Here is a 22584-nt window from a genome sequence, read left to right as displayed (position 1 = left end):
GAGCCATGAGCGTGTTGCGGGAAAGAGGCTCGTTGAAGAGGCAAATGCGACACGGGAGGCATACCCCCCGCGAAACGCTGACACCATCAGGCCTTTGAGCGCTTTACAAAAAGTACGAAACACCCATGGCGGGCCCAGCAACCGGCGCGCAATCGCCCACGCCGGTCTGAAAACGACAGTGGGCGGATCAGGCCCTCGGTCAGTGCGCCATCCCGCGGGTAATCGCCGCAGCGCGATCCTTCAGCTGGGCCACCGCATCGGGAATCATCTCCATGCCCACATCCAGGCCCGGGTTCAGCACCAGGCCGACGCCCTCGCCGATGCCCGCCAGCAGCGCGTGCACGGCGATCGGCATGGCATGGGCGAACTGCGGCAGCTGCTCGTGCCAGAGCCCGGCGCGCTCGGGCGCGGTGAATACCGCGAACATCGGCTCGCCACCCTCGCTGGTCAGCACCAGCGGCGAAATGGTCTCGTCCCAGGCGCCATCCTCACCGATGGCCTTGTCCAGCAGCACGAACACCGGCGCGGTCAGCAGGCCATCGAGGAACTGCGACGCGGTCAGCGTACCGTCCTGTGCCTGCAGCAGGCGGACCTCCAGGTCGTTGAGGGGTTCGAACGGCGTGTCGTGGTCCATGGTCGCTTCCGGTACGTGATTGCAGGCTGTCACTTTAGCAGGACGGGGCCTCAGGCCAGATAGCCCTGCCGCCACATCCACCCGGCCACCCCCAGGCCAGCGACCACCACCAGCATCACCGGCAGGCCGAAGCGGTGGCGGAACGGGATCGGCACCCCGCCCAGCTGCTGGTCCATGGTGTCGGTATCCAGCAGCCAGCCATGCCCGCAGCCAGTGCAGGCCAGCTCGTAGCGGCGCTGGTAGACGAAGCCGAACAGCAGATCGATGCGCGCCATGCGGTAGCGCAGCCGCGGGGCGAAGCCGGTTTCGGTCTGGCAGCGCAGGCAGTGATGGGCCTCGGTCGGGCCGACCACCACCACCCGTTCCTGCTGGCCGATCATCATCATCGGTCAGCCGTCCTTGCAGGCGGGCTGGGCCAGCAGCCAGGCCTGGGCGGCAGCCAGGGTTGCCGGTCCGGTGGCCGTGGTCTCGTCGGGCTGCAGCTTGGCACCGTCACCCTGTCCGTTGCGATCAGCCATCACATTGTGGGTCAACAGCAACGTGGTGCCATCCACCAGTGTCACGGGCCGGTTGCCGGTGGAGAAGCCTGCGCTGGGTTGGCCGAAACTGCGGCTGCCCGCCTGCCCGCGGAATGCCAACGCGACGGCTTCACCTGAACTCGCGGTGCGTGGACCGATCAGCACTGCGACCGGAGCGCTACCTGCACGCAGGCGATAAGCGGCCTGCCGCGAGCGCAGCCCCTGCGTGCCGTCCTGCCGGACCTCACCTTCCCCTTGCCGCCACCACTGCAGGCCATCGGCACCGCGGAAAGCGCCGATCAATGCCCCCTGGGCATCCGGTGTTCCCTGCAGCAACGGCAACAACCCCAGCAGCATGGGCCACATGTTGCCGCCACCGTTGCTGCCTGCATCCACCACCCAGGCGCAGCGCGTGCCGTCATCCAGATCGACGATGCGCTGCTGCAGCGCCAGCGCGTAGGCCTTGCGCGCGTCATGACGCTCCTGCTCGCTTCGCTGCAGATCCTCCACGAACGGGCCGACCTTCAGCACGCCAATGCGGGCATTGACGGCCGGGGATTCTGCCAACGCAGCGCCCTGCCCGGCATTCAGGCGCCGGGCGCGGCCGGAGCGTTCGCGCTGCTGGCTGGGCGATATCCATCGGCCATGTCCACGGCTGCTGCGCGTGGCCGCTTCATCCAGCACGCGGCGCTGCTGTACACGGTCATCGCCTGCGGCGGCCAGTCGCGCGCGCACATCGTTCCAGTCCACGCGATCGCGGTACAGGGCCTGTGTTTCCAGCAGGTGCAGCATTTGTTCCCGCGCTTCGGCGGAAGGCAGTTCCACGCTGTCAGCCGGAGCCGCGAATGCCGCGCCCATGCAGGCGATCAGGAGGGCGGCGCCGACGACAGCGCGCGCGGGGAAACGTGAGTTCATTGTTGAATCCTTGTCAGCGTATGGCGCACGCCGGCTGTGCCAGCAGCCAGGCCTGTGCAGCGGAAATGGTGGCGGTGTCGCTGCGGGTGCGCTGATCCGGCGTGATCTTCAGTCCATCGCCGCGGCCGTTGCGGTCCTGCATCACACTGGTGGTCAGCACCAGCGAACTGCCGTCGACCAGAGGACGCACCACGTTGGCGGTGGACACGCCTGCGGTCGGCTCGCCGAAACTGCGTGTCTGCGGCCGGCCCCGGAAGGCCAGCACCGTCGCTTCGCCGGCACTGGCTGTGAGCGGCCCGACAAGGACAGCCAGGGGCGCACCCAGCTGCTTCGCTTGATAAGCAGACTGGCCGAGGTCAACGATCACATCCGCACCAAGACGTACATCTGAAGGCGTGGAATGCCAGAGCATCGGTCCATCTGCTTCAGCGAACGCGCCCACGATCTCGTCGGCGACGGCGGTGCTCCTCAGCAGCGGCGCGACGCCCAGCAACATGGGCCACATGCTGCCACCGGTGTTTCCACGCAGATCCACGATCCACCCGCAGCGGCTGCCGTTGTCCTGCTCACGGATGGTCGCCTGCCAGCGCGCTGCGCGATCCTGCATCTGCTGCTGCGCGACCGGGCCAGGAACAACGGAGAATCCGCCGACGTCCACCCAGCCAATGCGCGGATCCAGGCGCGGTGCAGGGACAGGGGCGCCCACTGCACCAGGCGCGGCAGTGCGGGCGGCGTTGACGCGACCAAGGCGCTTCCCTTCCGCCTGCATCCGCTCCGCGCTGATCCAGGCGCCATGCCCTCCCGAGCTGCGTCCGATGGCTTCCTTGAGCACGTCTCGGATCTTTTCCGGGTTGCCCTGTGCGGCACTCAAGCGCGCTCGCATCTCTGGCCAGTCCACGCGGTCGCGGTACAGCGCCTCGCGTTCCAGCATGTCCAGCAGTTCGATGCGCGCCTGTGCGGTGGGCAGTTCGATGGCTGCTGCGGGGGCGGCCAAGGCCATGGCGCAGAACAGTGCCACAGCCATGACGCGCAGATCGACGTGCATTCGACGTTCCTTCGTCGTGGGTTACCGAGACAGCATACGCGCCTGCGGCGGGTGTTGCGTGCATGCCACCACCGCCGGGCAAGGCCCGGCGCTACCAGTCCGCGCGCAGGCCGATGTTGCCTTCGATGATGCGGCGCTTTTCGTTCCTGTCGCCGCCCAGTTCGCGCGTGTAGTCGGCCACGGCGTAGGCGCTGATCGTGCGGTTGAAGCGCGCGACCACACCGACACCGGCTTCCAGCGCGCGTGAGCCCTGCGAATTGATGATCGTGTCGCTGTCAAACTGGATGCGATCCTCGCCCGCGCGGCCATGCCAGTAGTTCACCTTGAAGTACGGCTGCCAGCCGTTGTCGGCCAGCTGGTAATCGCCGGCCAGGCGCAGGCCGATGCGGCCGGTCCAGGCGTTGTCATTGTCGAAGCGCACGGCCGACACCAGGTCGCGCTGGTCATCCAGCGAACTGCGCTGCCAGATCACCTGTACCTGCGGCTCCAGCCACCAGGACGACTGCCCGAACTGCAGCAGGGGCTTGCCCGCTTCCAGCGACAGCGTGGTGCCGTCGCCCTTGACGTCGATGCCGAGCCCGCGCGAGGACCGCGTGCGGCCGTCGTAGCGGCTCTGCATGGCCACGGCGTCGAGGTAGCCGCCTTCGCTGCCCGTCAGGGTCCAGTACAGGCCCACGTGCTTGTCATCCAACCGGCTCTGCCCGACCTCCACGTTTTCCCAGCCCAGCGCCGTGCCGAGGGTCTTGCCCTGCGCGCGCGTGCGGCCGACGAACACGCCGATCTGGTTGCGATGGTGGTCGCCCGCGCTGGCCCACAGGTCCAGGCCGGCCTGCACGCCCATCACATCGCCATCGAAGCCCGGCTGGGCGTCACCCTTCCACTGGATGTCGCTGCTCTGTCCCACCAGCCGCCCCCAGGCGGTGCGGAAGGCGCCGTTGCTGTAGAGCAGGCGCTGTTCGCCCTGGCGCTCGTGGAAGGTACCGAGGCTGGCCAGCGAGGTCTCGCGCAGCAGCGGGGGCACGACCGCGTAGGCGGCGGTTTCCAGCCGGTATAGCGGCACCACGTCGCCCTGTGCCGGGCGCGCACCGGGGCTGGGCGGGATGGCGCCAGCGCCCGGCAGACTGCTGCCGGCCACCGGTACGTCGGGCACGGCCGGGTCGCTGGGCGGCGCTACAGGCGCGGGCTCGGGCGGCGGTGGCGGCGGTGCGGCTTCGCCCGCAGTCAGGTCCGGATCAACCGCGCCCTCTGGCGGCGGCGGAGGTGCGGGCGTGATCGGCGGCGGCGGGGCGACATCGGGCGTGGGCGGTGGCGGCGTGGCGGTGCCGCTGCCGTTCGGGGCCGGGGTCGGGCCCGCCACCAGGGTCGAACGCAGGTACCAGTTCTCGCCGGTACCCGCGCTGACACCACCCTTGAACAGGAAATATTCATAGGCGCCCGCCGCGACCGGCGCGAACAGCGAGAACGCATTGGCCGCAGTGGTCCCCCCATTAAGCGCCTGCACCACCAGGATGCCGTCGGCCAGCGTGGCTGCGCCGCCCCCGCCAGCATTGAGGATGCCGATGCCGGTGGTGCCGCTGGCACTGCCGCCGTCGATCACCAGGCGGTCGCTGGTCGATCCATCCCCCGCCAGCACCGTGCGCAGGTACAGGCCGCCGCCCTCGCCGCGGTAGTTGCCGCGGATGCTGAAGACATCACCGGCACCGCTCCCGGTCAGGTCGATGCGGCCGGCGTTGACCACATCTACCAGCGCGCCAGCTGCGAACGACCGCAGCGCATGCGTGCCGTTGCCGGCGTAGAGCGTGCTGGTGTCGTCCAGGGTGAGCGTACCGGTGCCTGTGCCGCTGTCACCCAGCACCAGGTCGCCATCGAAGGTCAGCTCGGTGCTGCTGGCCAGGCTGATCGCCTCCCAGTTCTGGAAGCGGGCCACGCCGGTGGTCTTGACGTTGTCGAAGCTGAGCCGGTCAGTGCCGCTGCCGCCATCGAACAGGGGCACGGCGCCCAGGTTGGCCTGGTTGAGGTTGCTGAGGTTCGCCACGTCGTCGTCGGGCCCGCCATCGATGGCGCCGTAGACGATGCCGCCGCCATTCCAGTTGAAGGTATCGTTGCCGGTGCTGAGCAGTACCTGGCCGCGCACGGTGCCATCGGTGATGGTCACGCTGTCGTTGCCACCACTGACGCTGATGTTGCCGCCGATGTAGGCGGTGCCGGAAATGATGATGGTGTCGGTGTCGAAGCCGGTGACGACGTTGCCGTCGACGGTGCCACCGGACTGGTCCCACAGGTTCTTGTCCAGCTTCATGTTGACCCGGCCGATGCGGCCACCGGTCATCCAGGCCTGGTCGCCATCCTCGAAGGCGCCGATGATGCGGCCGCCGCTCATGCGGAAGGTATCGATGTTGTCGCCCTGCTGCAGGGCGCCCAGCGTGCCGCCGGTCATGACGAAATCATCGCGGCCACTGCCCTGCGTCACCAGCCCGGTGACCGTGCCGCCACTGACGGTCATCTGGTCATCGCCACTGCCCTGGTCGACGCGGTCGACGGTGCCGCCGCTGAGCAGCAGCACGTCGTTGCCGTCGCCCTGCAGCACGCCGCCGCTGATGCTGCCATCGAGCATCTCCAGGCGATCGTTGCCGGCACCGAACTGCACGCCGGTAAGGCCGGTGAGCGTGCCGCGGTTGACCAGCACGCTGTCACCGGCGCCGACGAACTGCAGCGCGGTGTTGTTGCCGGCGCTGATGCTGCCGAGGTTGTCGACGCGGCTGCCGCCGCCCAGTTGAACGGCAACGCCGCCTGCCGAACTGATCGCCCCCTGGTTGCCGAGCTGGTGGCCACCGGCACCGACCAGGGTGATGGCACTGCCGCCGCCGCTCTGCTGCAGCTGGGCGCCACTGGCGACGGTGACGGTGATACCGGATTCGCCGCTGGCGCTGACCGGCACGGTCTGCGGGTTGGGTGCAGCTGCACTGCAGGTGACGGTCTGCCCGGTGAGCGGAGCGACGCTGTCGCAGCCTGCCCAGGCGATGGGCACGGTGGCGGCCAGTGCGGCGGGAACGGCCAGGGCCTGCAGCAGGCAGCGGGTCAAGCGGCGCGGACGCGGTGCGGCAACGGACATACGGCACTCCTGGATCGGGAAGTCAGGAATTGCGGATATGGACACTGCGGGCGCCGCTGGGGCGCCATGAAGGGTTCAGGTGTGAAGTTATGCCGGAAGCATCACAGTGCGAGTGTGAAATCGCGCGGGCATCACGTGGCGTGCATGTGCATGAAGGCGTTCAGGCCAATCCAAGGACAGGTGCCCTCAGATCTTCAGGTAGATGCGACGCCGGTCCAGCCACCACGCCACGCCCCACCACAGGGCGACGAACGCCAGCGCCTGCAGCATCGACGCCAGCGCCAGCGCCTGCGGCAGCGCGGTGGCCAGCTGCTGCCACACCCAGCCCCAGGCGCCGGTCGCCAGCAGCAGCACCGACATCACCGAGGCGCCAAGGTAGGCCGTGATGGCATTCACGCCGAAGCGGCGGCCCAGCGCGGGCCAGCCGCGGCGGTCGATCAGCAGGTGCGCCAGCCACAGCGCCAGCGCGGCCAGGCCGCCGGTCCACAACACATAGCTCGGCGTCCACAGCTGCTTGTTGAGCGGAAGTACGCTGGCCAGCAGCAGGCCCAGCACGGCCGTCGCCACGCCCAGGCCGGCCAGTGCGCCCGCACGCCCATGGCGCAGCAGGGCCCCGGCCAGCAGGCCCAGCACGGTGCTGGCCAGCGCGCCGAGGCTGCTCAGCAGGCCTTCCGGGTCGTGGCCGAGGCCGGTATCGGCGTGCCACTGGTAGATGAAGGGCGCGAACAGCGTGGTGTCCAGGCGGCTGGTGGGGTTGGTCCACGGTGCCAGATCGCCGATGCCCAGCAGCAGCACCGTATAGCCCACCAGCAGCGCCACCAGCAGCGCGGCCTGCACGCGTGGCCGCGCATACACCGCCACCACGCCGACCACCGCCGCACACAGCGCAATGCGCTGCAGGACGCCCCAGATGCGGAAGTGATGCGTGTGCAGCGCCCACCACACCAGCAGGTGCAGCAGCACGCCGGCGATGGCGATGCGCAGCGCGCGTTCGAGCACGCCCTTGGCCAGCGCCGGGCGTGCCAGGGGATCCTGCGCACGCGGTGCCACGCTGAAGGCCATCGACACGCCCACCAGGAACAGGAAGAACGGGAACACCAGGTCGGTGGGCGTGCAGCCATGCCATTCCGCATGGCGCAGCGGCGCGAACACCGCACTCCAGTCACCGGGATTGTTGACCAGCAGCATCGCCGCCACGGTGAGCCCGCGCAGGGCGTCGATCGAGCCCAGCCGGCGTGGCGGCGCAGTGTTCATCAGGCCGCCTCGTACTGTCCGGCGATCCAGGTGCCACGCACCTGCAGGGCATCGTCCAGCAGCACCAGGTCGGCCTGGTAGCCTTCGGCAATATGGCCCAGGCGGTCATCCACGTTGAGGAACTGCGCCGGGTAGGTCGATGCCATGCGCGCGGCCTCGGCCAGCGGCTGGCCGAGCAGCTGCACGGTGTTGCGCACCGCGGTGGCCATGTCCAGCGCCGAGCCCGCCAGTGCGCCGGCGGCATTGCGCACGACACCGTCAACGGCGGTGATGGTTTCGCCGTACAGCACGTAGCTGGGGTCATCGGCACCGACCGGCGGCATCGCGTCGGTCACCAGCAGCAGGCGGCCGCGCGGCTTGGCGGCCAGCGCCACGCGCAGGCTGGCCGGGTGCACGTGCACGCCATCGACGATGATGCCGATCCAGCTGTCGCGGTCTTCCAGCGCTGCACCGACGGCACCGGGCTCGCGCCCCTGCAGCGGCGACATCGCGTTGTACAGATGGGTGAAGCCGCGCACGCCAGCATCCAGGCCATCGCGGATTTCTTCGTACGTGCCTGCGGTATGCCCGGCCGCGACGATTACCCCGCGCTCGACCAGCGCGCGGATGGTCTCAAGTGGCACGCGTTCCGGCGCAAGAGTCAGCAGGGTCACGCCGTTGTCCAGCGACGCGGCCAGGGCGATTTCCTCGGCATCGGGCACGCGGAACTTGCTGGCGTCATGGGTGCCCTTGCGCGCCGGGGCGATGTACGGGCCTTCCAGATGGATGCCGATCACGCCCGGCACCTTGCGTGCGATCGCCTCGCGCATCGCCGCGATCGCTTCGCGCATCACCGCCACGTCGTCGCTGATCAGCGTCGGCAGCAGCGCCGTGGTGCCGAAGCGCCGGTGGGCCTGCGCGATGGTGCGCAGCGAGGCGACATCCGGGGTGTTGTTGAACAGCGCACCGCCACCGCCGTTGACCTGCACGTCGATGAAGCCCGGCAGCAGCCAGCCGCCGCCGAGGTCCACCTGCTCGTCGGCCTGGCCCAGCTGCGGGGCGGCATCGGGCAGCAGCGCGATGATGCGGCCGTCTTCGATCACCACCGCCAGGTCGTCGCGGAAATCATCGCCGGTGAGGATGCGGGCGTTGCGCAGGACCGTGGCCATCAGACCGTCTCCGTGACCTTGTTCAGGTGCGGCGGCAGGTCGGGATTGAAGCCACGGCGGATCGCCAGTGCATTGATGGCGCGATAGAAGCTCTGCACGGTCAGCAGCGGTGCGCACAGCGGGTGCGGCGCAACTGCCACCGGCAGGTCGCCACCGGCGCCGGCCAGCCACACCTGGGCACCGCGCGCACTGAATTCCTCGACCACCGCGCGCGTACCGGCACCGGTTTCATCAGGCTGGGCGAAGGCCAGCACCGGGAAGCCGCGGCCGACCAGCGCCATCGGGCCGTGCTTGACCTCGGCCGAGCTGTAGGCCTCCGCATGCAGGCTGCAGGTTTCCTTGAACTTCAGCGCCGCTTCCTGCGCCGCGCCGAGGCCGAGGCCACGGCCAAGCACGAACAGGTTGGTGGCATCGACCAGGCCATCGGAGACCGCGCTCCAGTCGCACTGCCACGCGGCACGCAGTGCATCGGGCAGCAGGTCCAGTGCGGCGCGCAGGCTGCTGTCCTGCTTCCAGTAGGCGGCCAGCTGCAGCAGCGCGGCCAGCGAGGCCAGGTAGCTCTTGGTCGCCGCCACGCTCTTTTCAGCACCGGCATGCAGCGGGATGACCGTGTCGGCCAGCTGCGCCAGCGGCGAATCCTCGACGTTGACCAGGGCAACCACGCGCGCGCCGGCGGCCTTGGCGGCCTCGGCATTGCGCAGCAGGTCCGGGCTCTTGCCCGACTGCGAGATGACGATGAACAACGCACCGCGCAGCTGCAGCGGTGCGGCGTAGACCGAACCCACCGACGGCGATGCCGAGGCAACCACCAGGCCCAACTGGGTTTCCAGCAGGTACTTGCCGTAGGTGGCGGCATGGTCGGAGCTGCCGCGCGCGCAGGTCACCACGAACGGCGGCGGTGCCGCGCGCAGGCTGGCGGCCAGCGTTTCCAGGGTGGCGTGGTTGCGGGCGAACTGGCGGGCAACCACGTCGGCCGCTTCAGCAGCCTCGGCGAACATCAGGGTGGCAGTGGGGTCGGACAGCGACATGGCGGACTCAGGCGGGATCGGAAGGAAGGGGGCGCACGCCGGCCGGGCGCATCGGTGCGGTGGAACCGCGCACCACCAGCTGCGGCACGAAGCCCTGGTTCTGCAGGGCGGCGGGAGCATCGTCGTAGGCATCGCTGCGCAGCTGCGCGATCAGCAGGCGCGCGGCATGGCGGGCGATGTCCTCGGTGGCCTGCTTGGCGGTGGTCAGCGGCGGCCACGACTGGCGCGAGAACGGGCTGTCCTCGAAGCCGGCGATGGACAGGTCGTAGGGCACGTTCATGCCGGCCGACTTGGCCGCCGCCAGCACGCCGGCAGCGATTTCATCGTTGGACCCGAAGATGGCGGTGGGCGGTTCGCGCAGCGCCAGCAGGCGGCGCGCGCCCCGGAAGCCATCGTCGAAGGTGTAGTCGCCCTGCACCACCAGGTGCTTGTCCACGGTCATGCCGTAGTCCTTCAGCGCGGCTTCGTAACCGGCATAGCGCTCGCCCGAAGACCGGTGCGAGGAGCCACCCCAGAGGAACCCAATGCGCTGGTGGCCGAGCTGGATCAGGTGCTCGGTGACTTCGTAGGCGGCCTCGCGGTCGTCGACGAACACGCAGGCGCCATCGGCCGGATCCTCGGTGGCGGCGATGATGCGCACCAGCTTGATGCCGCGCGCGGTCAACGTCTGGATCAGGTCGCGGCGCTCGGACATCGGCGCGGTCAGCACCAGCCCGGCCAGGCGCGAACGCTGCACCCAGTCGGCCAGTTCATCGGCCAGCATCGGCGAGCTTGAATCACACGGATGGATCTGCAGGCCGAAGCCGGTTTCGCGGCAGGCGGCGAGTACGCCGTTCTGCACGCCGATGATGTGGTACGGGTTGGGGTTGTCGTACACCAGCCCGATTACGAACGTGGTGCCGCTGCGCAGGTTGCGCGCCGACGGATCGGGTTCGTAGTCGAGTTCGGCGATGGCCCGCAGCACCCGCGCACGGGTGGCCTGCATCACCGACGGTTCGTTGTTGATGACCCGCGACACCGTCTTCAGCGAGACCTTGGCCTTTTCGGCAACGTCCTTGATGGTCGCTCTGCGCATCGGCTTTTCCTGGGGTTGGCTGCCGTCCATCATCGCCGATCAGACCTTGTCCTGCGGCAGGCCGGCGCGATGGCCGATCACCGAGTAGAACAGGATGTACAGGTAGCACGGCACCATCAGCAGGACGAACACCAGCTGGAAATCGATGTGCTGCTTGAGCACCGCAAACAGCTGCGGAATGATCGCGCCGCCGGCGATGCCCATCACCAGCAGGGCCGAGCCGGTTTCGGTGAAACGGCCCAGGCCGCGGATGGCCAGCGGGAAGATGGCCGGCCACATCATCGCGTTGGCGAAGCCCAGCAGCGCCACGAAGGCCACCGAGACATAGCCGTGGGTGGCCCAGGCGCCCAGGCAGAACAGCACGCCCAGCACCGCCGAAACAGTCAGGTAGCGCGACTGCGACACCACTTTCGGAATCAGCAGCAGGCCGACCACGTAGCCGATGAGCATGGCGAACAGGGTCAGCGAGGTGAACATCTTGGTCTGGTCCAGCGGCAGGTTGAAGCCGTGGCCGTAGGTACCGATGGCATCGCCGGCCATCACTTCCACGCCGACGTAGACGAACAGGCACAGCACGCCCAGCCACAGGTGCGGGAACTGGAAGATGCTGCGGCGTTCGGCAGCGCCCGCTGCCTTCGGCGTGGCATTGGCTTCGGACGGCTTGATTTCCGGCAGCGGCGAGAACAGCACCGCCACCGCCAGCACCACCAGCACACCGGCCATGGCCAGGTAGGGCGCGTGGATCTTGGCGGCGAATTCGTTGAGCAGCTGCGCCTTGGTGGCCTCGTCGGCAGTGGCGACGGTGGCCGACAGATCGCCGATGCCATGCAGCACCAGCGTGCCGATCAGCACCGGTGCCAGCATGCCGGCGATCTTGTTGCAGATGCCCATCAGCGCGATGCGGCGCGCGGCCGTTTCGATCGGGCCGAGGATGGAGATGTAGGGATTGATCGCGGTCTGCAGCAGGGCCAGGCCGCTGCCGATCACGAACAGGCCACCGAGTGCGCCCGGGTACCAGCGCTGCGTGGCGAATTCACCGAACAGTGCCGCGCCGCCGGCCATCACCAGCAGGCTCAGGCTGAGCCCCTTCTTCATGCCGGTGCGGCGCAGGATCCACGACGACGGCAGGGCCAGGAAGAAGTAGGACAGGTAGAACACCATCAGCACCAGGAAGGCACCGACTTCGCTGAGCTCGAAGGCCAGCTTGACGAAGGTGATCAACGGGCCGTTGAGCCAGGTGAAGAAGCCGATCAGGAAGAACAGCACGCCGACGATGGCGATGGAGGCGGCAACGTTCGGGCGCGCGCTTGCAGCAGTGACGGCGGACATCGGGTGGGCTCCTGCGGCGACCACCGCAGAAGGCGGTGTCGGAGAGTGGCTGGGAACAACGTTGTCACATTCTTTCGATGGACCACAGCGGTTTGTCAACTTGATTGCACGGGCCCGATGCGGCCGTGCTGCACTGCGCAAGGCAACACCCGCGCTCCGCGCTGAATGCGCTCTGGCCCTAGAGGCCCATGGCGCAAAGGCTTTCGGGTTAACGCCAGGTCAAGACCATGTAAACGTTTACCGTGTCTCTCATTCGTTGCGGCGCAGCAACGAAAGTGTCACGAACTCGTTGACATCGTTGTCAGCGCAGTTACAGACTCCGCCCAATCGCCGGGCCTTTCGTGGGTCCGGCCCTCACCTGCAGCAGGAGCCCGCGTGACCGCCAGCCACCCCGCCCCGGCCCATGTCCTGTCCCGAGTCGCGCCCTCGTTCCTGGCCGCCGACGTCGGTGGCACCCATGTGCGCGTGGCCCGGGCCCAGGCCAGCGGCGACGAGGCACATCCGGTGCAGCTGCTGGAATACCGTAAGTACCGCAACGCCGACTACGCCGGCCTCAGCGCGATCCTCACCGACTTCCTCGGTGACAGCGCGCGGCCCAGCCAGTGCGTGGTGGCCACCGCCGGCTTCGCCCGCGAGGACGGCACGGTGATCACCGCCAACCTGCCGTGGCCGCTGTCGGCCCGCCAGGTGGAAGCGGACGTCGGGCTGCAGCACGTGCACATCGTCAACGACTTCGAAGCGGTGGCCTATGCCGCGGCGCAGGTGGATGCCAGCGGCGTGCTGCACCTGTGCGGCCCCGAGACCGCACCGCGCGGCCCGACCCTGGTGGTCGGCCCCGGCACCGGCCTGGGCGCGGCACTGTGGATCCCCACCCCGAATGGCCCGGTGGTCCTGCCTACCGAAGCCGGCCAGCCGACGCTGGCGGCCAGCACCGAACTGGAAATGGCAATCGTCCGCCACATGCAGCGCGACCGCGCGCACGTGTCGATCGAACACGCGCTGTCCGGCCCCGGCCTGATGAACCTGTACCGCGCCATCTGCGCGCTGCAGGGGCAGGCGCCGGTACTGGCCAGCCCGGATGCGGTGACCGCCGCAGCGATGGCCGGCACCGATGCCCTGGCGCGCCAGGCGCTGGATGTGTTCTGCGGCCTGCTCGGCAGCACCATCGGTGACATGGCGCTGTTCTATGGCGCACAGGGCGGTGTCTACCTGGCCGGCGGCATCCTGCCGCAGATCCGCGAATACCTGCATGCCAGCACCTTCGTCGAACGCTACCTGCAGAAGGGGCCGATGGGCGAAGCGCTGGCACGCATCCCGGTGAAGGTGGTCGAGCACGGGCAGCTGGGCGTCATCGGCGCCGCCAGCTGGTTCCTGCTCCACGCCAACGCCTGAACCGCAGTACGCAGCAAGCAGTACGCAGCACCGCAGTACGCACGACGCACTGGAATCGCACCATCGCGCCCGGCAGCCCCTGCTGGCGCCAGGCATGACCTGCCATTCGTTCGCCGCCGACAACGCACATCAGTGATGAGGAGAGACATCATGAACACCCGCAAGACTCTGCTTTCGGCAGCCATCGTCGGCTGCCTCGCCTTCTCGGCGCACGCCCAGCAGGCCACCCCGCAGGACCTGGACACCGTGCAGGTGGTGGGCATCCGCGCCAGCCTGGAAAAGTCGCTGGACACCAAGCGCAACAACGTCGGTGTGTCCGAAGCGATCACCGCCGAGGACATTGGCAAGTTCCCCAGCACCAACGTTGCTGAAGCGCTGTCGCAGATCCCGGGCGTCACCCTGGACCGCCGCTTCGGCCAGGGCGAGCGCGTCAGCATCGACGGCACCGACCCCAGCCTCAACCTGTCCTTCCTCGACAACCACCCGGTGGCGCAGGCCATCTGGCTGTATGGCGAGCAGCCCAACCGCGGCTTCGACTACACGCTGCTGGCCCCGCAGATCCTGGGCCGCGCCGAGATCATCAAGTCGTCCGAAGCGCGACTGACCGAAGGCAGCCTCGGCGGCACCGTGCTGATGCACACCCGCCAGCCGCTGGACCTGAAGCAGAACGAAGTGGCCGCCTCGGTGGGCTACAGCTACAGCCAGCAGGCCAGCGAAGGCAAGCCGAACGCTGCCGTGCTGTACAGCTGGAAGAACAACGACGAGACCTTCGGTGTGGCCGTGTCGGCCCAGCATTACGAAGAAGCCGTCGACCGCCAGGGCAAGGAAGTGTTCGGCTACACCAAGGCCAGCACCTTCCCCAACGCCACCGGCGTGGCCGCCGACGTGGACGTGCCGAACTCGTTCAACGCCGCCTGGTTCCAGCAGGAACGCAAGCGTGACAGCGCCGTGGTCAACCTGCAGTTCAAGCCGACCGACGAGCTCGAGTTCAACCTGAGCGGCATGTACATCAAGGAAAAGTTCGACAACTACAACCAGTCGCTCTATTCCTTCCTGACCTGGAACCCGGGCACCGTCAACGCCGTCAACCAGCTCGGCGACGTGCGCAATGGCGTGGCCACCAGCGGCCACTCCAACCCCAGCGCCATCGCCAACAGCGGCACGCTGATCTATGACAACAACGTGCGCCTGTCCGAAGTGGTCACCAAGGGCGTGGACCTGCGCGGCGCCTGGAAGGGCGAAAGCTGGGGCGTGACCGGCCAGGCCGGCCAGAGCAAGTCCGACAACAAGAACCTGGCCCAGTACTTCATCGAGCCGTTCTACAACGGCGGCTACAGCTGGAACATGGACAAGGGCATCACCTTCGATGACCCGGCAGGCGCCCGCGACCCGGCCAACTGGGGCTCGGCCGGTGGCTGGTTCGGCAACAACGGCGTGTTCTCCACCGAGAGCAAGGACACCTACGCCCAGCTTGATTTCAACGTCCAGTTCGACAGCATCTTCAACCAGCTGCAGTTCGGCGTGCGCCACGGCAAGCACGATGAGGCCTTCACCCTCAACGTGTACGGCGGCGTCACCCCGGGCACGCTGGCCGACGTGGGCACCATCGGCCTGACCGACATCCAGGGCTTCACCAACGACCAGGGCCACCACGTGCAGGCCGGCCGCAACAACGTGCTGAACTGGGTGCGCAACAGCCCGATCGACTACAGCAACCCCGATCCGGCCAGCTACCTCAACAACAGCTGGGCGCTGACCCAGACCAACAACGCGGCCTACGCGCAGCTGAACTTCTCCAACGGCCCGCTGCGCGGCAACCTGGGCGTGCGCTACGTCGATTCCAAGACCGAAGGCAGCGGCTTCGTCTACGGCGGCACGCCCACCCTGACCGACCTGGACAGCAAGTGGCAGACCCGCACGAAGAAGGAAGACTTCGTGCTGCCGTCGTTGAACGTGGCCTGGGACACCGACAACGACTGGGTGTTCCGCTTCGCCGCGGCCAAGGTGATCGCCTGGGCGCCGTACAACCAGATGGTCAACAACACCTTCCTCAACGACACCACCCTGACCGGTTCGGGCGGCAACGCCGATCTGTCGCCGTATGAGTCGTGGAACTTCAACGCTTCGGCCGAGTACTACTACGCGCCGCAGGCGGTGGTGGCCTGGTCGGTGTTCTACAAGAAGATCGACAACTACATCGATACCTCGGCCACCATCGAGCGCCAGTACAACTCGATCCGCGATACCTCGCCGGCCACCTGGGCGAACATCGTCGGCACCAACGGTTGCACCGCCGACGGCTACTGCGATTACAGCATCCAGCGCCCGCGCAATGCCGGCAGCGGCCACGTCAAGGGCTTTAACATCAGCTTCCAGCAGCCCTTCGGCGAAAGCGGCTTCGGCCTGACCGCCAACTACACCTACGCCAATGGTGAGAACAACACCGGCGATCCGCTGCCGTACCAGTCGCGCAATGCCATTGCCTTCAGCCCGTACTACGAGAAGGGCCCGATCAATGCGCGCCTGACCTACAACTGGCGTGACAGCTACCTGGCCGGTGGTTACGTGGCCGGTGCCGCCCCGTCCAGCGTGGACGACTACGCGGAACTGGGTGCCAGCTTCGGCTACACCTTCAACGACAACTGGTCGCTGACGGTGGACGCACAGAACCTGCTGGACGAGACCTACTTCCAGTACCTGGGTGACAAGGAACACCTGGCTGGCAAGTACAAGAGTGGCCGCCGCTACATGGCCACCCTGCACTTCAAGTTCTAAGACTGCACCAGCTGCACATCGCGACGGGCCCGGATTTCCGGGCCCGTCGTACGATGGGAGACCGGAATCGCCGCCTGCGCGGCGGCAACGCGCGGCACAGCGAGCCGCCCACCACAGGAGTGAGACGATGCGACCCTTCCCCCTTGCCAGCATGCTGCTGGGCCTGGCGCTGCTTCCCGCCGCCGCCCAGGCTGCCGATGCCCCGGCACTGGATACCGGCCCCGGCCCGCAGCTGCGCGCCGGCAGCCTGATGCTGATCCCCGCGCCGGCCAACGTGCAGCGTGGCAGTGGTGCCGGCATCACCGTGGCCGCAGGCACGGCCCTGCGCGCCGACAGCGAAGCCGAGCAGCGCGTGGCAGCCCAGTTCGCCGACCTGCTGGCGCGCAGTGGCGGCCCGCGCCTGGCGCTGGCCAGCGGCAAGACCGCGGCCCGCACCGCTGGCAAGGGCGGCAGCATCCGCTTCCAGATCATTCCCACCTTCCGCGACAGCGGCGAGGGCTACACGCTGGAGAGCACCGCCCAGGGCGTGCTGGTGCAGGCCGGCAACGAGACCGGCCTGTTCTACGGCGCCACCACCCTGGCCCAGTTGGCCACCGGCGGCAGCCAGGGCGTGCTGCCGGCCGTGCAGATCCAGGATGCGCCGCGTTTCAGCTGGCGCGGCTTCATGCTCGACTCGGCACGCCACTTCCAGAGCCTGGATGAAATCAAGCGCGTGCTCGATGCCATGGCCGCGCACAAGCTCAACACCTTCCATTGGCACCTGACCGATGACCAGGGCTGGCGCATGGAGATCAAGCGCTACCCGAAGCTGACCGAAGTGGGCAGCTGCCGCCTGCCGGCCGGCGATGGCGGCATCGATCCGGTGACGAAGCAGGAATACCCGTACTGCGGTTTCTACACGCAGGAGCAGATCCGTGAAGTGATCGCCTATGCTGCCGCGCTGCATATCCAGGTGATTCCGGAAATCGACGTGCCCGGCCACGCCACCGCGGCGATCGCGGCCTACCCGGAACTGGGCTCGATCAGCACTCCGCTGAAGCCGATCAGCGAATGGGGCGTGTTCCCGAACCTGTTCAATGTCGAGGACGGCACCGTCACCTTCCTGGAGAACGTGCTGGAAGAAGTGATCCAGCTGTTCCCCGCCAAGTACGTGCACGTGGGTGGTGACGAGGCGGTGAAGGACCAGTGGATCGCATCGAAGCAGGTGCAGCAGCGCATGCGCGAACTGGGCATCAAGGATGAGATGGCCATGCAGAGCCACATCATCAAGCGCCTGGAGACCTTCCTGGAGGAACACGACCGCCGGTTGATCGGCTGGGACGAGATCCTCGAAGGCGGCCTGCCGCCGCAGGCCACGGTGATGTCCTGGCGCGGCACCGAAGGCGGCCTGGCTGCAGCCAGCAGTGGCCATGACGTGGTGATGTCGCCGGTCAGCCACCTGTACCTGGATTACCTGCAGACCGGCTCGCCGAACGAGCCGCCGGGCCGCCCGGCGCAGGTCAACCTGGCCAAGCTGTACGCCTTCGAGCCGGTGCCGGCCGAGCTGGCCGCCGACAAGCGCGGGCACATCCTGGGCCTGCAGGCGAACATGTTCACCGAGCACACGCGCAGCTACGCACGCCTGCAGCACAACCTGTTCCCGCGCCTGGCCGCCGTGGCCGAAACCGGCTGGAGCACGCCGGAGCAGCGCGACTTCCGCGATTTCCTCGCCCGCCTGCCCGCGCAGCTGCAACGCTACCGCGCCTGGGGCCTGGCCTATGCGCAGACGCCGTTCGAAGTGGGCGTGGGCCATACCGACGAGCGCGCCGCGAACACGGTGACGGTATCGCTGGCCAACCCGCTGGGCTATGAAGTGCGCTACAGCACCAACGGCAGCCCGGTGACGGCGTCCTCGCCGCTGTACCAGCAGCCGCTGACCCAGCCGGTGCCGGCCACCGTGCAGGCGGCCGCGTTCTTCCAGGGCCAGCCGCTGGCCGCCGCACCGACGGTGGCCTCGTTCACCGCGCAGTCGCTGCTCAGCCGCCACAGCCAGGAACTGCGCAGCTGCGTGGGCGAAAAGGGCCTGGTGCTGCGCCTGGAAGACGACGGCCCGCGCGAAGGCGCACGCACGGTGTTCACCGTGGACATTTTCCAGCCGTGCTGGCGCTGGCCGTCGGCACAGCTGGACGGCATCGGCAGTGTTGAAGTCCGGGCCGGGCGCATTCCGTACTACTTCCAGCTGGCCCACGACGAGCCCGCGCGCAAGTTCGAGAAGGCCAGGAGCCGCAACGGCGAGATGCTGGTCCGTCGCGGTAACTGCACCGGCAAGGTCGTAGCCCAGGTGCCGCTGCCGGCCAACACCGATGCCGATGGCTTTGTCACCCTGCGCGCGGCGCTGCCGAAGGGGATCTCGGGTCGCGACGATCTGTGCATCAACTTCACCGGCGATACGCGCCCGGCGATGTGGGTGCTGGATGAGATGACGCTGCAGAAGTAACGCCATCCACGCATGGCGTGGATCTACTGGCCCGGGGTCGGATCCCTTTCCGTAGGAAAGGGCTCTGACCCCAAGCGCGGTTCCCTCAGCCCCGCCAGCGCAGCAGGATGTCGCGCAGCGGGGTCAGGGCGGTCGCCAGGCCCGACAACACGCCGATCGTGTTGGCCAGTGCATCCATCGGGTCGGCGCTGCGGTTGCTGGTCAGCGCGCCCTGCGCAAGCTCGATGCCCACGCCCATCAGCACCAGGCCCACGCCCGCCCACAGCAGCGGCGTACCACGGCGGAACAACTGCACCGCGCTGCCGGACAGGATGAAATAGGCCAGGAAATGCTCGACCTTGTCGCCGTTCTGCGGCAGGTCGATCGGCGGCGGCGGAATCAGGCAGACCACGATCACCACCAGCACTGCCAGCAGCCACAACGCCGTCCACAGCCGTGGGCGACGCAGCGGCTTGATCACCGGCAACGCCGCACTCACAGGCGCCAGCTCAGGTCACCCAGCTCGAAGGCCGGTTCGAAATCCACCTCGCGCTGCAGGCCGATCACCTGGAAGCGCTCGCCCATCTCGGTCGGCAGGGTCAGCTTCTTCACCTGGTCGCGCAGCTGGATGCGGCCCACTTCATCGGTACGCTCCTCGGCCAGCACCAGCACCTGGTCCAGCCCGTTGCCAAGCAGGAAGCTGGTCTGGCTGCAGTAACCGGCCAGCTCGAAGCCACCGTGCAGGCCCGCTTCGGCCATGGCGGTGAAATCCACCGACGCGGTGATGTCCTGCAGCCCCGGCCAGCGGTACACCTCGTTGTGCACGTGGTGGCGGTAGAACGCGCGCACGGTGCCATCATCGCGGTCGTGCTGGTAGAACTCGCCGCGGTTGTAGCCATAGTCGACGAACAGCATCGCGCCGCGCTGCAGGCCGCCGGCCACCGCCTGCAGCCAGTACGGCAGCTGCGGCAGCACTTCGGAGCGGTAGCCATCGGCAAAGGGCTTTTCCAGATAGCGTTCCAGGTGCCGCACCGCGCCGTTGAGCAGCACGTCGGCCGGCTGCGCGCCGCGCATGAAGTTGCCATCGCCATCCAGCTCGACGGTTTCCTCGTAGACCTCGCCGTCCTTGATGAGGAAACGCGGGGTCGGCAGCGCGTCGATCACCTCGTTGGCAAACACCACGCCGTCCCAGTCATCGTCGAACGGGCGGTCGACCCATTCCACCCGGCCGGCCAGCTCGGCCGGCAGGTTCTGCTGCAGGCGCTGCTGCTGGCGCTGGCGCAGATCGGCACTGGGCTCGAGGATGGCGTAGCGCGCCGGCAGCGCGTCCAGCTCGGCCAGGCGCAGCAGCACGGCCTCGGCGAAGGCGCCGGTGCCGCCGCCCAGTTCCAGCATGCGCGCGTGCGCATCCAGCTGGGCGAACACCGGGGCCAGCGCGTTGGCCACGCTGCCAGCGAACAGGCTGCCGAGCTCGGGCGCGGTGGTGAAATCGCCACTGCCGCCGAACTTGCTGGCGCCGGCGCTGTAATATCCCCAGCCGGGGGCGTACAGGCACAGCTCCATGAAGCGCGAGAACGGGATCGCCCCGCCCTGCGCAAGGATTTCGGCACGCAGGGCGGCCGTCAGCTGGTCGCTGTGGGCCAGGGCGTCGGCTTCGGGCAGGGGGAAGGTGGGCTGCATGGTGTCTTCGAATGCGGTGACAATGGTGCACAGGATAGCCGAGCCTTGGAGGACCCTCATGAGCGACACCGCCCCCGTGGCCCTGATCACCGGCAGCGCCCGCCGGATCGGTGCGGCCATCGCCCGCCAGTTCCACGCCTGTGGCTGGTCGGTGGTGCTGCACGCCCACACGTCCAGCGCAGAGCTGCAGCAGGCCGCGTTCGACCTGGAGAACATCCGCCCCGGCAGCGTGCTGGCCCTGCAGGCCGACCTGCGCGACGCCGATGCCCTGTCCGATCTGGTGGAACAGGCCGTGGCCCACTTCGGCCGCCTGGACGCACTGGTCAACAACGCCTCCAACTTCTTCCCCACCCCGCTGGGCCAGGTCACCGCCGCGGCCATGGACGAGCTGTACGCGGTCAACGCCCGCGCGCCGCTGCTGCTGTCACAGGCAGCCGCACCCTACCTGCGCCGGCAGCAGGGCTGCATCGTCAACCTGACCGATCTGCACGGCACCGACCCGATGCGCGACCACGTCGCCTACACCATGGCCAAGGCCGCGCTGGAAATGGCCACCCGTTCGCTGGCACTGGAACTGGCCCCGAAGGTGCGGGTGAATGCCGTGGCGCCGGGCGCGATCCTGTGGCCGGAACAGGGCAAGGACGATTTCGCCCGCGAGGCACTGCTGGCGCGCACGCCGCTGGCCCGCATCGGCACCGTCGAGGAGATCGCCGAGGCGGTGTATTGGCTGGTGGCCGAGGCCAGCTTCGTCACCGGCCACACCCTGCGCGTGGATGGTGGGCGTACGGTCAGCTGACATGTTGCCGGCCAGCGGCCGGCACTACCGGTAGCGCCGGCCGCTGGCCGGCAACCCTTCATTCCAGGTCCACGACCTCGAAGGCTTCACCATGCTGCTTGTGCGCCCGCCACAGCGTGGCCAGGTCCTGGCCGCTCACCGGATCGATGAAGTCCGGCGCGATGTCCGCCAGCGGCTTCAGTACGAAGGCGTGCTTCAGTTCCGGGCGCGGAATGCGCAGATGGCCGGGGCCTTCCACCACCAGGTCGCCGTAGAACACCACGTCGATGTCCAGCGTACGGTCGGAGAAGCGCGGCCCGCTGCGGTCGCGGCCATGCGCGTCTTCCAGCGCATGCAGCCAGTCGTCCAATTCCTGCAGCGGCAGATCGGTCTGGATCGCCACGCCATTGTTGAGGAAGGCCGGGCCATCGAAGCCGACCGCGGCAGTGCGATAGGCCGGTGACACCTGCAGCGCGCCGAAGCGCTCGCGCAGGGCCGTCACCGCGGCGTGGAGGTAGCGGCGGGGCTGGACGTTGCTGCCCAGGCTCAGGAGCACGGTGGTCATGCGGTTCCGGTGACGGCGATCAGGTGGGGGGTGGGCATGCCGTCGTCACGGCGGCCTGCCTACAATCCGGGATGTACATGATAGGACACCCACATGACCTATTGCGTTGGAATCGAGGTGGACGAAGGCCTGGTCTTCGCCGCCGACACCCGGACCAATGCCGCGCTGGACGATGTCCGCGTGCACCGCAAGCTGCACGTGTTCGAGTACCCCGGCGAGGCGACCTTCGTACTGATGGCCGCCGGCAACCTGGCCACCACCCAGCTGCTGGTCTCTCGCCTGCAGCGTGATGCCGCCGAAGCGCGCACGCCCAACCTGCGGCAGATGCGCCATCTGTTCGAAGCCGCCGCCTACGTTGGCGCGCTGCTGGTGGACAGCCAGGTGAAGTGCCAGCACACCGAACACGGCCACGACGGCGTCAACACCCAGGCCACGCTGATCTTCGGCGGGCAGATCGACGGCGAGCAGCCGGGGCTGTACATGGTCTACCCGCTGGGCAACGCCATTGCCGCCTCGCCGGAGACGCCGTACCTGCAGATCGGTGAATCCAAATACGGCAAGCCGATCCTCGACCGCATCGTCAGCCCGGCCACGCGGCTGGAAGATGCCGCGCGCACCGCGTTGCTGTCGCTGGATTCGACCATCCGTTCAAACCTCTCAGTGGGCCTGCCGATCGACATGGTGCTGCTGCGCAAGGGCGAACTGCAGGTGGGCCAGCAACTGCGCTTCACCGCCGATTCGCCGCTGTATGCCGATATCCACAACAACTGGTCGCGGCGGCTGGAACAGGCGGTGGCGAGCCTGCCGCGGTTTCCGTGGGAGGCGCCCGGCTCCGACGCGTGACACCGCCGGGCATGGCCCGGCGCTACCGGATTGCGGTGAGC

At 68.2% G+C, this 22584-nt stretch carries 18 protein-coding genes; 5 read left to right on the top strand and 13 right to left on the bottom strand.

Going from position 1 to position 22584, the window contains the following annotated elements:
• Window positions 1–199 precede the first annotated feature (199 nt).
• The 10 genes from C1926_RS19335 to C1926_RS19290 form a co-directional block, all read right to left on the bottom strand.
• Window positions 200–634, bottom strand: coding sequence for an SseB family protein (locus C1926_RS19335; protein WP_079223343.1), 435 nt, complete (start codon window positions 632–634; stop codon window positions 200–202).
• Between the two features lie 50 nt (window positions 635–684).
• Window positions 685–1020, bottom strand: coding sequence for a hypothetical protein (locus C1926_RS19330; RefSeq protein WP_108760318.1), 336 nt, complete (start codon window positions 1018–1020; stop codon window positions 685–687).
• Window positions 1021–1023: 3 nt separating this feature from the next.
• Window positions 1024–2067 (bottom strand): S41 family peptidase, encoded by a 1044-nt coding sequence (locus C1926_RS19325; protein ID WP_108760317.1) that lies wholly within the window; start codon window positions 2065–2067, stop codon window positions 1024–1026.
• A 13-nt stretch (window positions 2068–2080) separates the two neighbouring features.
• A complete protein-coding gene (locus tag C1926_RS19320; protein WP_108760316.1) occupies window positions 2081–3112 on the bottom strand; it encodes a S41 family peptidase in 1032 nt (343 codons plus the stop codon).
• A 91-nt stretch (window positions 3113–3203) separates the two neighbouring features.
• The gene (locus C1926_RS19315) at window positions 3204–6224 is read right to left on the bottom strand and encodes an autotransporter domain-containing protein (protein WP_108760315.1); all 3021 of its coding nucleotides are present in this window, start codon (window positions 6222–6224) and stop codon (window positions 3204–3206) included.
• 186 nt (window positions 6225–6410) lie between these two features.
• Window positions 6411–7478, bottom strand: a complete 1068-nt coding sequence (locus C1926_RS19310; protein WP_108760314.1) for a heparan-alpha-glucosaminide N-acetyltransferase domain-containing protein — start codon at window positions 7476–7478, stop codon at window positions 6411–6413.
• A complete protein-coding gene (gene nagA, locus C1926_RS19305; protein WP_108760313.1) occupies window positions 7478–8626 on the bottom strand; it encodes an N-acetylglucosamine-6-phosphate deacetylase in 1149 nt (382 codons plus the stop codon). The genes C1926_RS19310 and nagA overlap by 1 nt, the downstream gene beginning before the upstream one ends.
• Entirely contained in the window at window positions 8626–9654 is a 1029-nt protein-coding gene (locus C1926_RS19300; protein ID WP_108747373.1) for an SIS domain-containing protein, read from the bottom strand. The genes nagA and C1926_RS19300 overlap by 1 nt, the downstream gene beginning before the upstream one ends.
• A gap of 7 nt (window positions 9655–9661) precedes the next feature.
• Window positions 9662–10729, bottom strand: coding sequence for a LacI family DNA-binding transcriptional regulator (locus C1926_RS19295; protein ID WP_108760312.1), 1068 nt, complete (start codon window positions 10727–10729; stop codon window positions 9662–9664).
• A gap of 39 nt (window positions 10730–10768) precedes the next feature.
• Entirely contained in the window at window positions 10769–12058 is a 1290-nt protein-coding gene (locus C1926_RS19290) for a sugar MFS transporter (RefSeq protein ID WP_108760311.1), read from the bottom strand.
• 375 nt (window positions 12059–12433) lie between these two features.
• On the opposite strand from C1926_RS19290, the gene C1926_RS19285 reads away from it, so the two are divergent.
• The 3 genes from C1926_RS19285 (at window position 12434) to C1926_RS19275 (ending at window position 18701) form a co-directional block, all read left to right on the top strand.
• Entirely contained in the window at window positions 12434–13450 is a 1017-nt protein-coding gene (locus C1926_RS19285) for a glucokinase family protein (RefSeq protein WP_079223355.1), read from the top strand.
• 150 nt (window positions 13451–13600) lie between these two features.
• A complete protein-coding gene (locus C1926_RS19280) occupies window positions 13601–16225 on the top strand; it encodes a TonB-dependent receptor (protein WP_108747374.1) in 2625 nt (874 codons plus the stop codon).
• Window positions 16226–16352: 127 nt separating this feature from the next.
• Window positions 16353–18701 (top strand): family 20 glycosylhydrolase, encoded by a 2349-nt coding sequence (locus C1926_RS19275; RefSeq protein ID WP_108760310.1) that lies wholly within the window; start codon window positions 16353–16355, stop codon window positions 18699–18701.
• A gap of 85 nt (window positions 18702–18786) precedes the next feature.
• On the opposite strand, the gene C1926_RS19270 is transcribed toward C1926_RS19275, so the two are convergent.
• Complete coding sequence (locus C1926_RS19270; RefSeq protein WP_108760309.1) at window positions 18787–19179, bottom strand: hypothetical protein; 393 nt, start codon at window positions 19177–19179, stop codon at window positions 18787–18789.
• Window positions 19176–20360: an SAM-dependent methyltransferase gene (locus C1926_RS19265; RefSeq protein WP_108760308.1), complete on the bottom strand. Its 1185-nt coding sequence runs from the start codon at window positions 20358–20360 to the stop codon at window positions 19176–19178. Before C1926_RS19265 ends, C1926_RS19270 begins: the two co-directional genes overlap by 4 nt.
• Window positions 20361–20418: 58 nt before the next feature.
• Here C1926_RS19265 and C1926_RS19260 point away from each other — a divergent pair, with 58 nt between their 5' ends.
• The gene (locus tag C1926_RS19260) at window positions 20419–21156 is read left to right on the top strand and encodes a pteridine reductase (protein WP_108760307.1); all 738 of its coding nucleotides are present in this window, start codon (window positions 20419–20421) and stop codon (window positions 21154–21156) included.
• Between the two features lie 58 nt (window positions 21157–21214).
• Here C1926_RS19260 and folK read toward each other — a convergent pair whose 3' ends face one another.
• Window positions 21215–21700 carry a 2-amino-4-hydroxy-6-hydroxymethyldihydropteridine diphosphokinase gene (gene folK, locus C1926_RS19255; protein ID WP_079223367.1) on the bottom strand — a complete coding sequence of 162 codons (486 nt, stop codon included), beginning with the start codon at window positions 21698–21700 and terminating at the stop codon, window positions 21215–21217.
• 93 nt (window positions 21701–21793) lie between these two features.
• On the opposite strand from folK, the gene C1926_RS19250 reads away from it, so the two are divergent.
• Entirely contained in the window at window positions 21794–22543 is a 750-nt protein-coding gene (locus C1926_RS19250; RefSeq protein WP_108760306.1) for a 20S proteasome subunit A/B, read from the top strand.
• Window positions 22544–22584: the final 41 nt, after the last annotated feature.

The organism is Stenotrophomonas sp. ZAC14A_NAIMI4_1 (assembly GCF_003086915.1).
Taxonomy (GTDB): Bacteria; Pseudomonadota; Gammaproteobacteria; order Xanthomonadales; family Xanthomonadaceae; genus Stenotrophomonas.
The sequence above is the reverse complement of the archived record's forward strand: the minus strand, read 5'-3'. Positions and strand labels throughout refer to the sequence as shown.

Bases quoted from the DNA above. Each gene is read 5' to 3' on its own strand.
- C1926_RS19335 (WP_079223343.1), bottom strand. From the start codon at position 634: ATGGACCACGACACGCCGTTCGAACCCCTCAACGACCTGGAGGTCCGC.
- C1926_RS19330 (WP_108760318.1), bottom strand. From the start codon at position 1,020: ATGATGATGATCGGCCAGCAGGAACGGGTGGTGGTGGTCGGCCCGACC.
- C1926_RS19325 (WP_108760317.1), bottom strand. From the start codon at position 2,067: ATGAACTCACGTTTCCCCGCGCGCGCTGTCGTCGGCGCCGCCCTCCTG.
- C1926_RS19320 (WP_108760316.1), bottom strand. From the start codon at position 3,112: ATGCACGTCGATCTGCGCGTCATGGCTGTGGCACTGTTCTGCGCCATG.
- C1926_RS19315 (WP_108760315.1), bottom strand. From the start codon at position 6,224: ATGTCCGTTGCCGCACCGCGTCCGCGCCGCTTGACCCGCTGCCTGCTG.
- C1926_RS19310 (WP_108760314.1), bottom strand. From the start codon at position 7,478: ATGAACACTGCGCCGCCACGCCGGCTGGGCTCGATCGACGCCCTGCGC.
- nagA (WP_108760313.1), bottom strand. From the start codon at position 8,626: ATGGCCACGGTCCTGCGCAACGCCCGCATCCTCACCGGCGATGATTTC.
- C1926_RS19300 (WP_108747373.1), bottom strand. From the start codon at position 9,654: ATGTCGCTGTCCGACCCCACTGCCACCCTGATGTTCGCCGAGGCTGCT.
- C1926_RS19295 (WP_108760312.1), bottom strand. From the start codon at position 10,729: ATGCGCAGAGCGACCATCAAGGACGTTGCCGAAAAGGCCAAGGTCTCG.
- C1926_RS19290 (WP_108760311.1), bottom strand. From the start codon at position 12,058: ATGTCCGCCGTCACTGCTGCAAGCGCGCGCCCGAACGTTGCCGCCTCC.
- C1926_RS19280 (WP_108747374.1), top strand. From the start codon at position 13,601: ATGAACACCCGCAAGACTCTGCTTTCGGCAGCCATCGTCGGCTGCCTC.
- C1926_RS19275 (WP_108760310.1), top strand. From the start codon at position 16,353: ATGCGACCCTTCCCCCTTGCCAGCATGCTGCTGGGCCTGGCGCTGCTT.
- C1926_RS19265 (WP_108760308.1), bottom strand. From the start codon at position 20,360: ATGCAGCCCACCTTCCCCCTGCCCGAAGCCGACGCCCTGGCCCACAGC.
- C1926_RS19260 (WP_108760307.1), top strand. From the start codon at position 20,419: ATGAGCGACACCGCCCCCGTGGCCCTGATCACCGGCAGCGCCCGCCGG.
- folK (WP_079223367.1), bottom strand. From the start codon at position 21,700: ATGACCACCGTGCTCCTGAGCCTGGGCAGCAACGTCCAGCCCCGCCGC.
- C1926_RS19250 (WP_108760306.1), top strand. From the start codon at position 21,794: ATGACCTATTGCGTTGGAATCGAGGTGGACGAAGGCCTGGTCTTCGCC.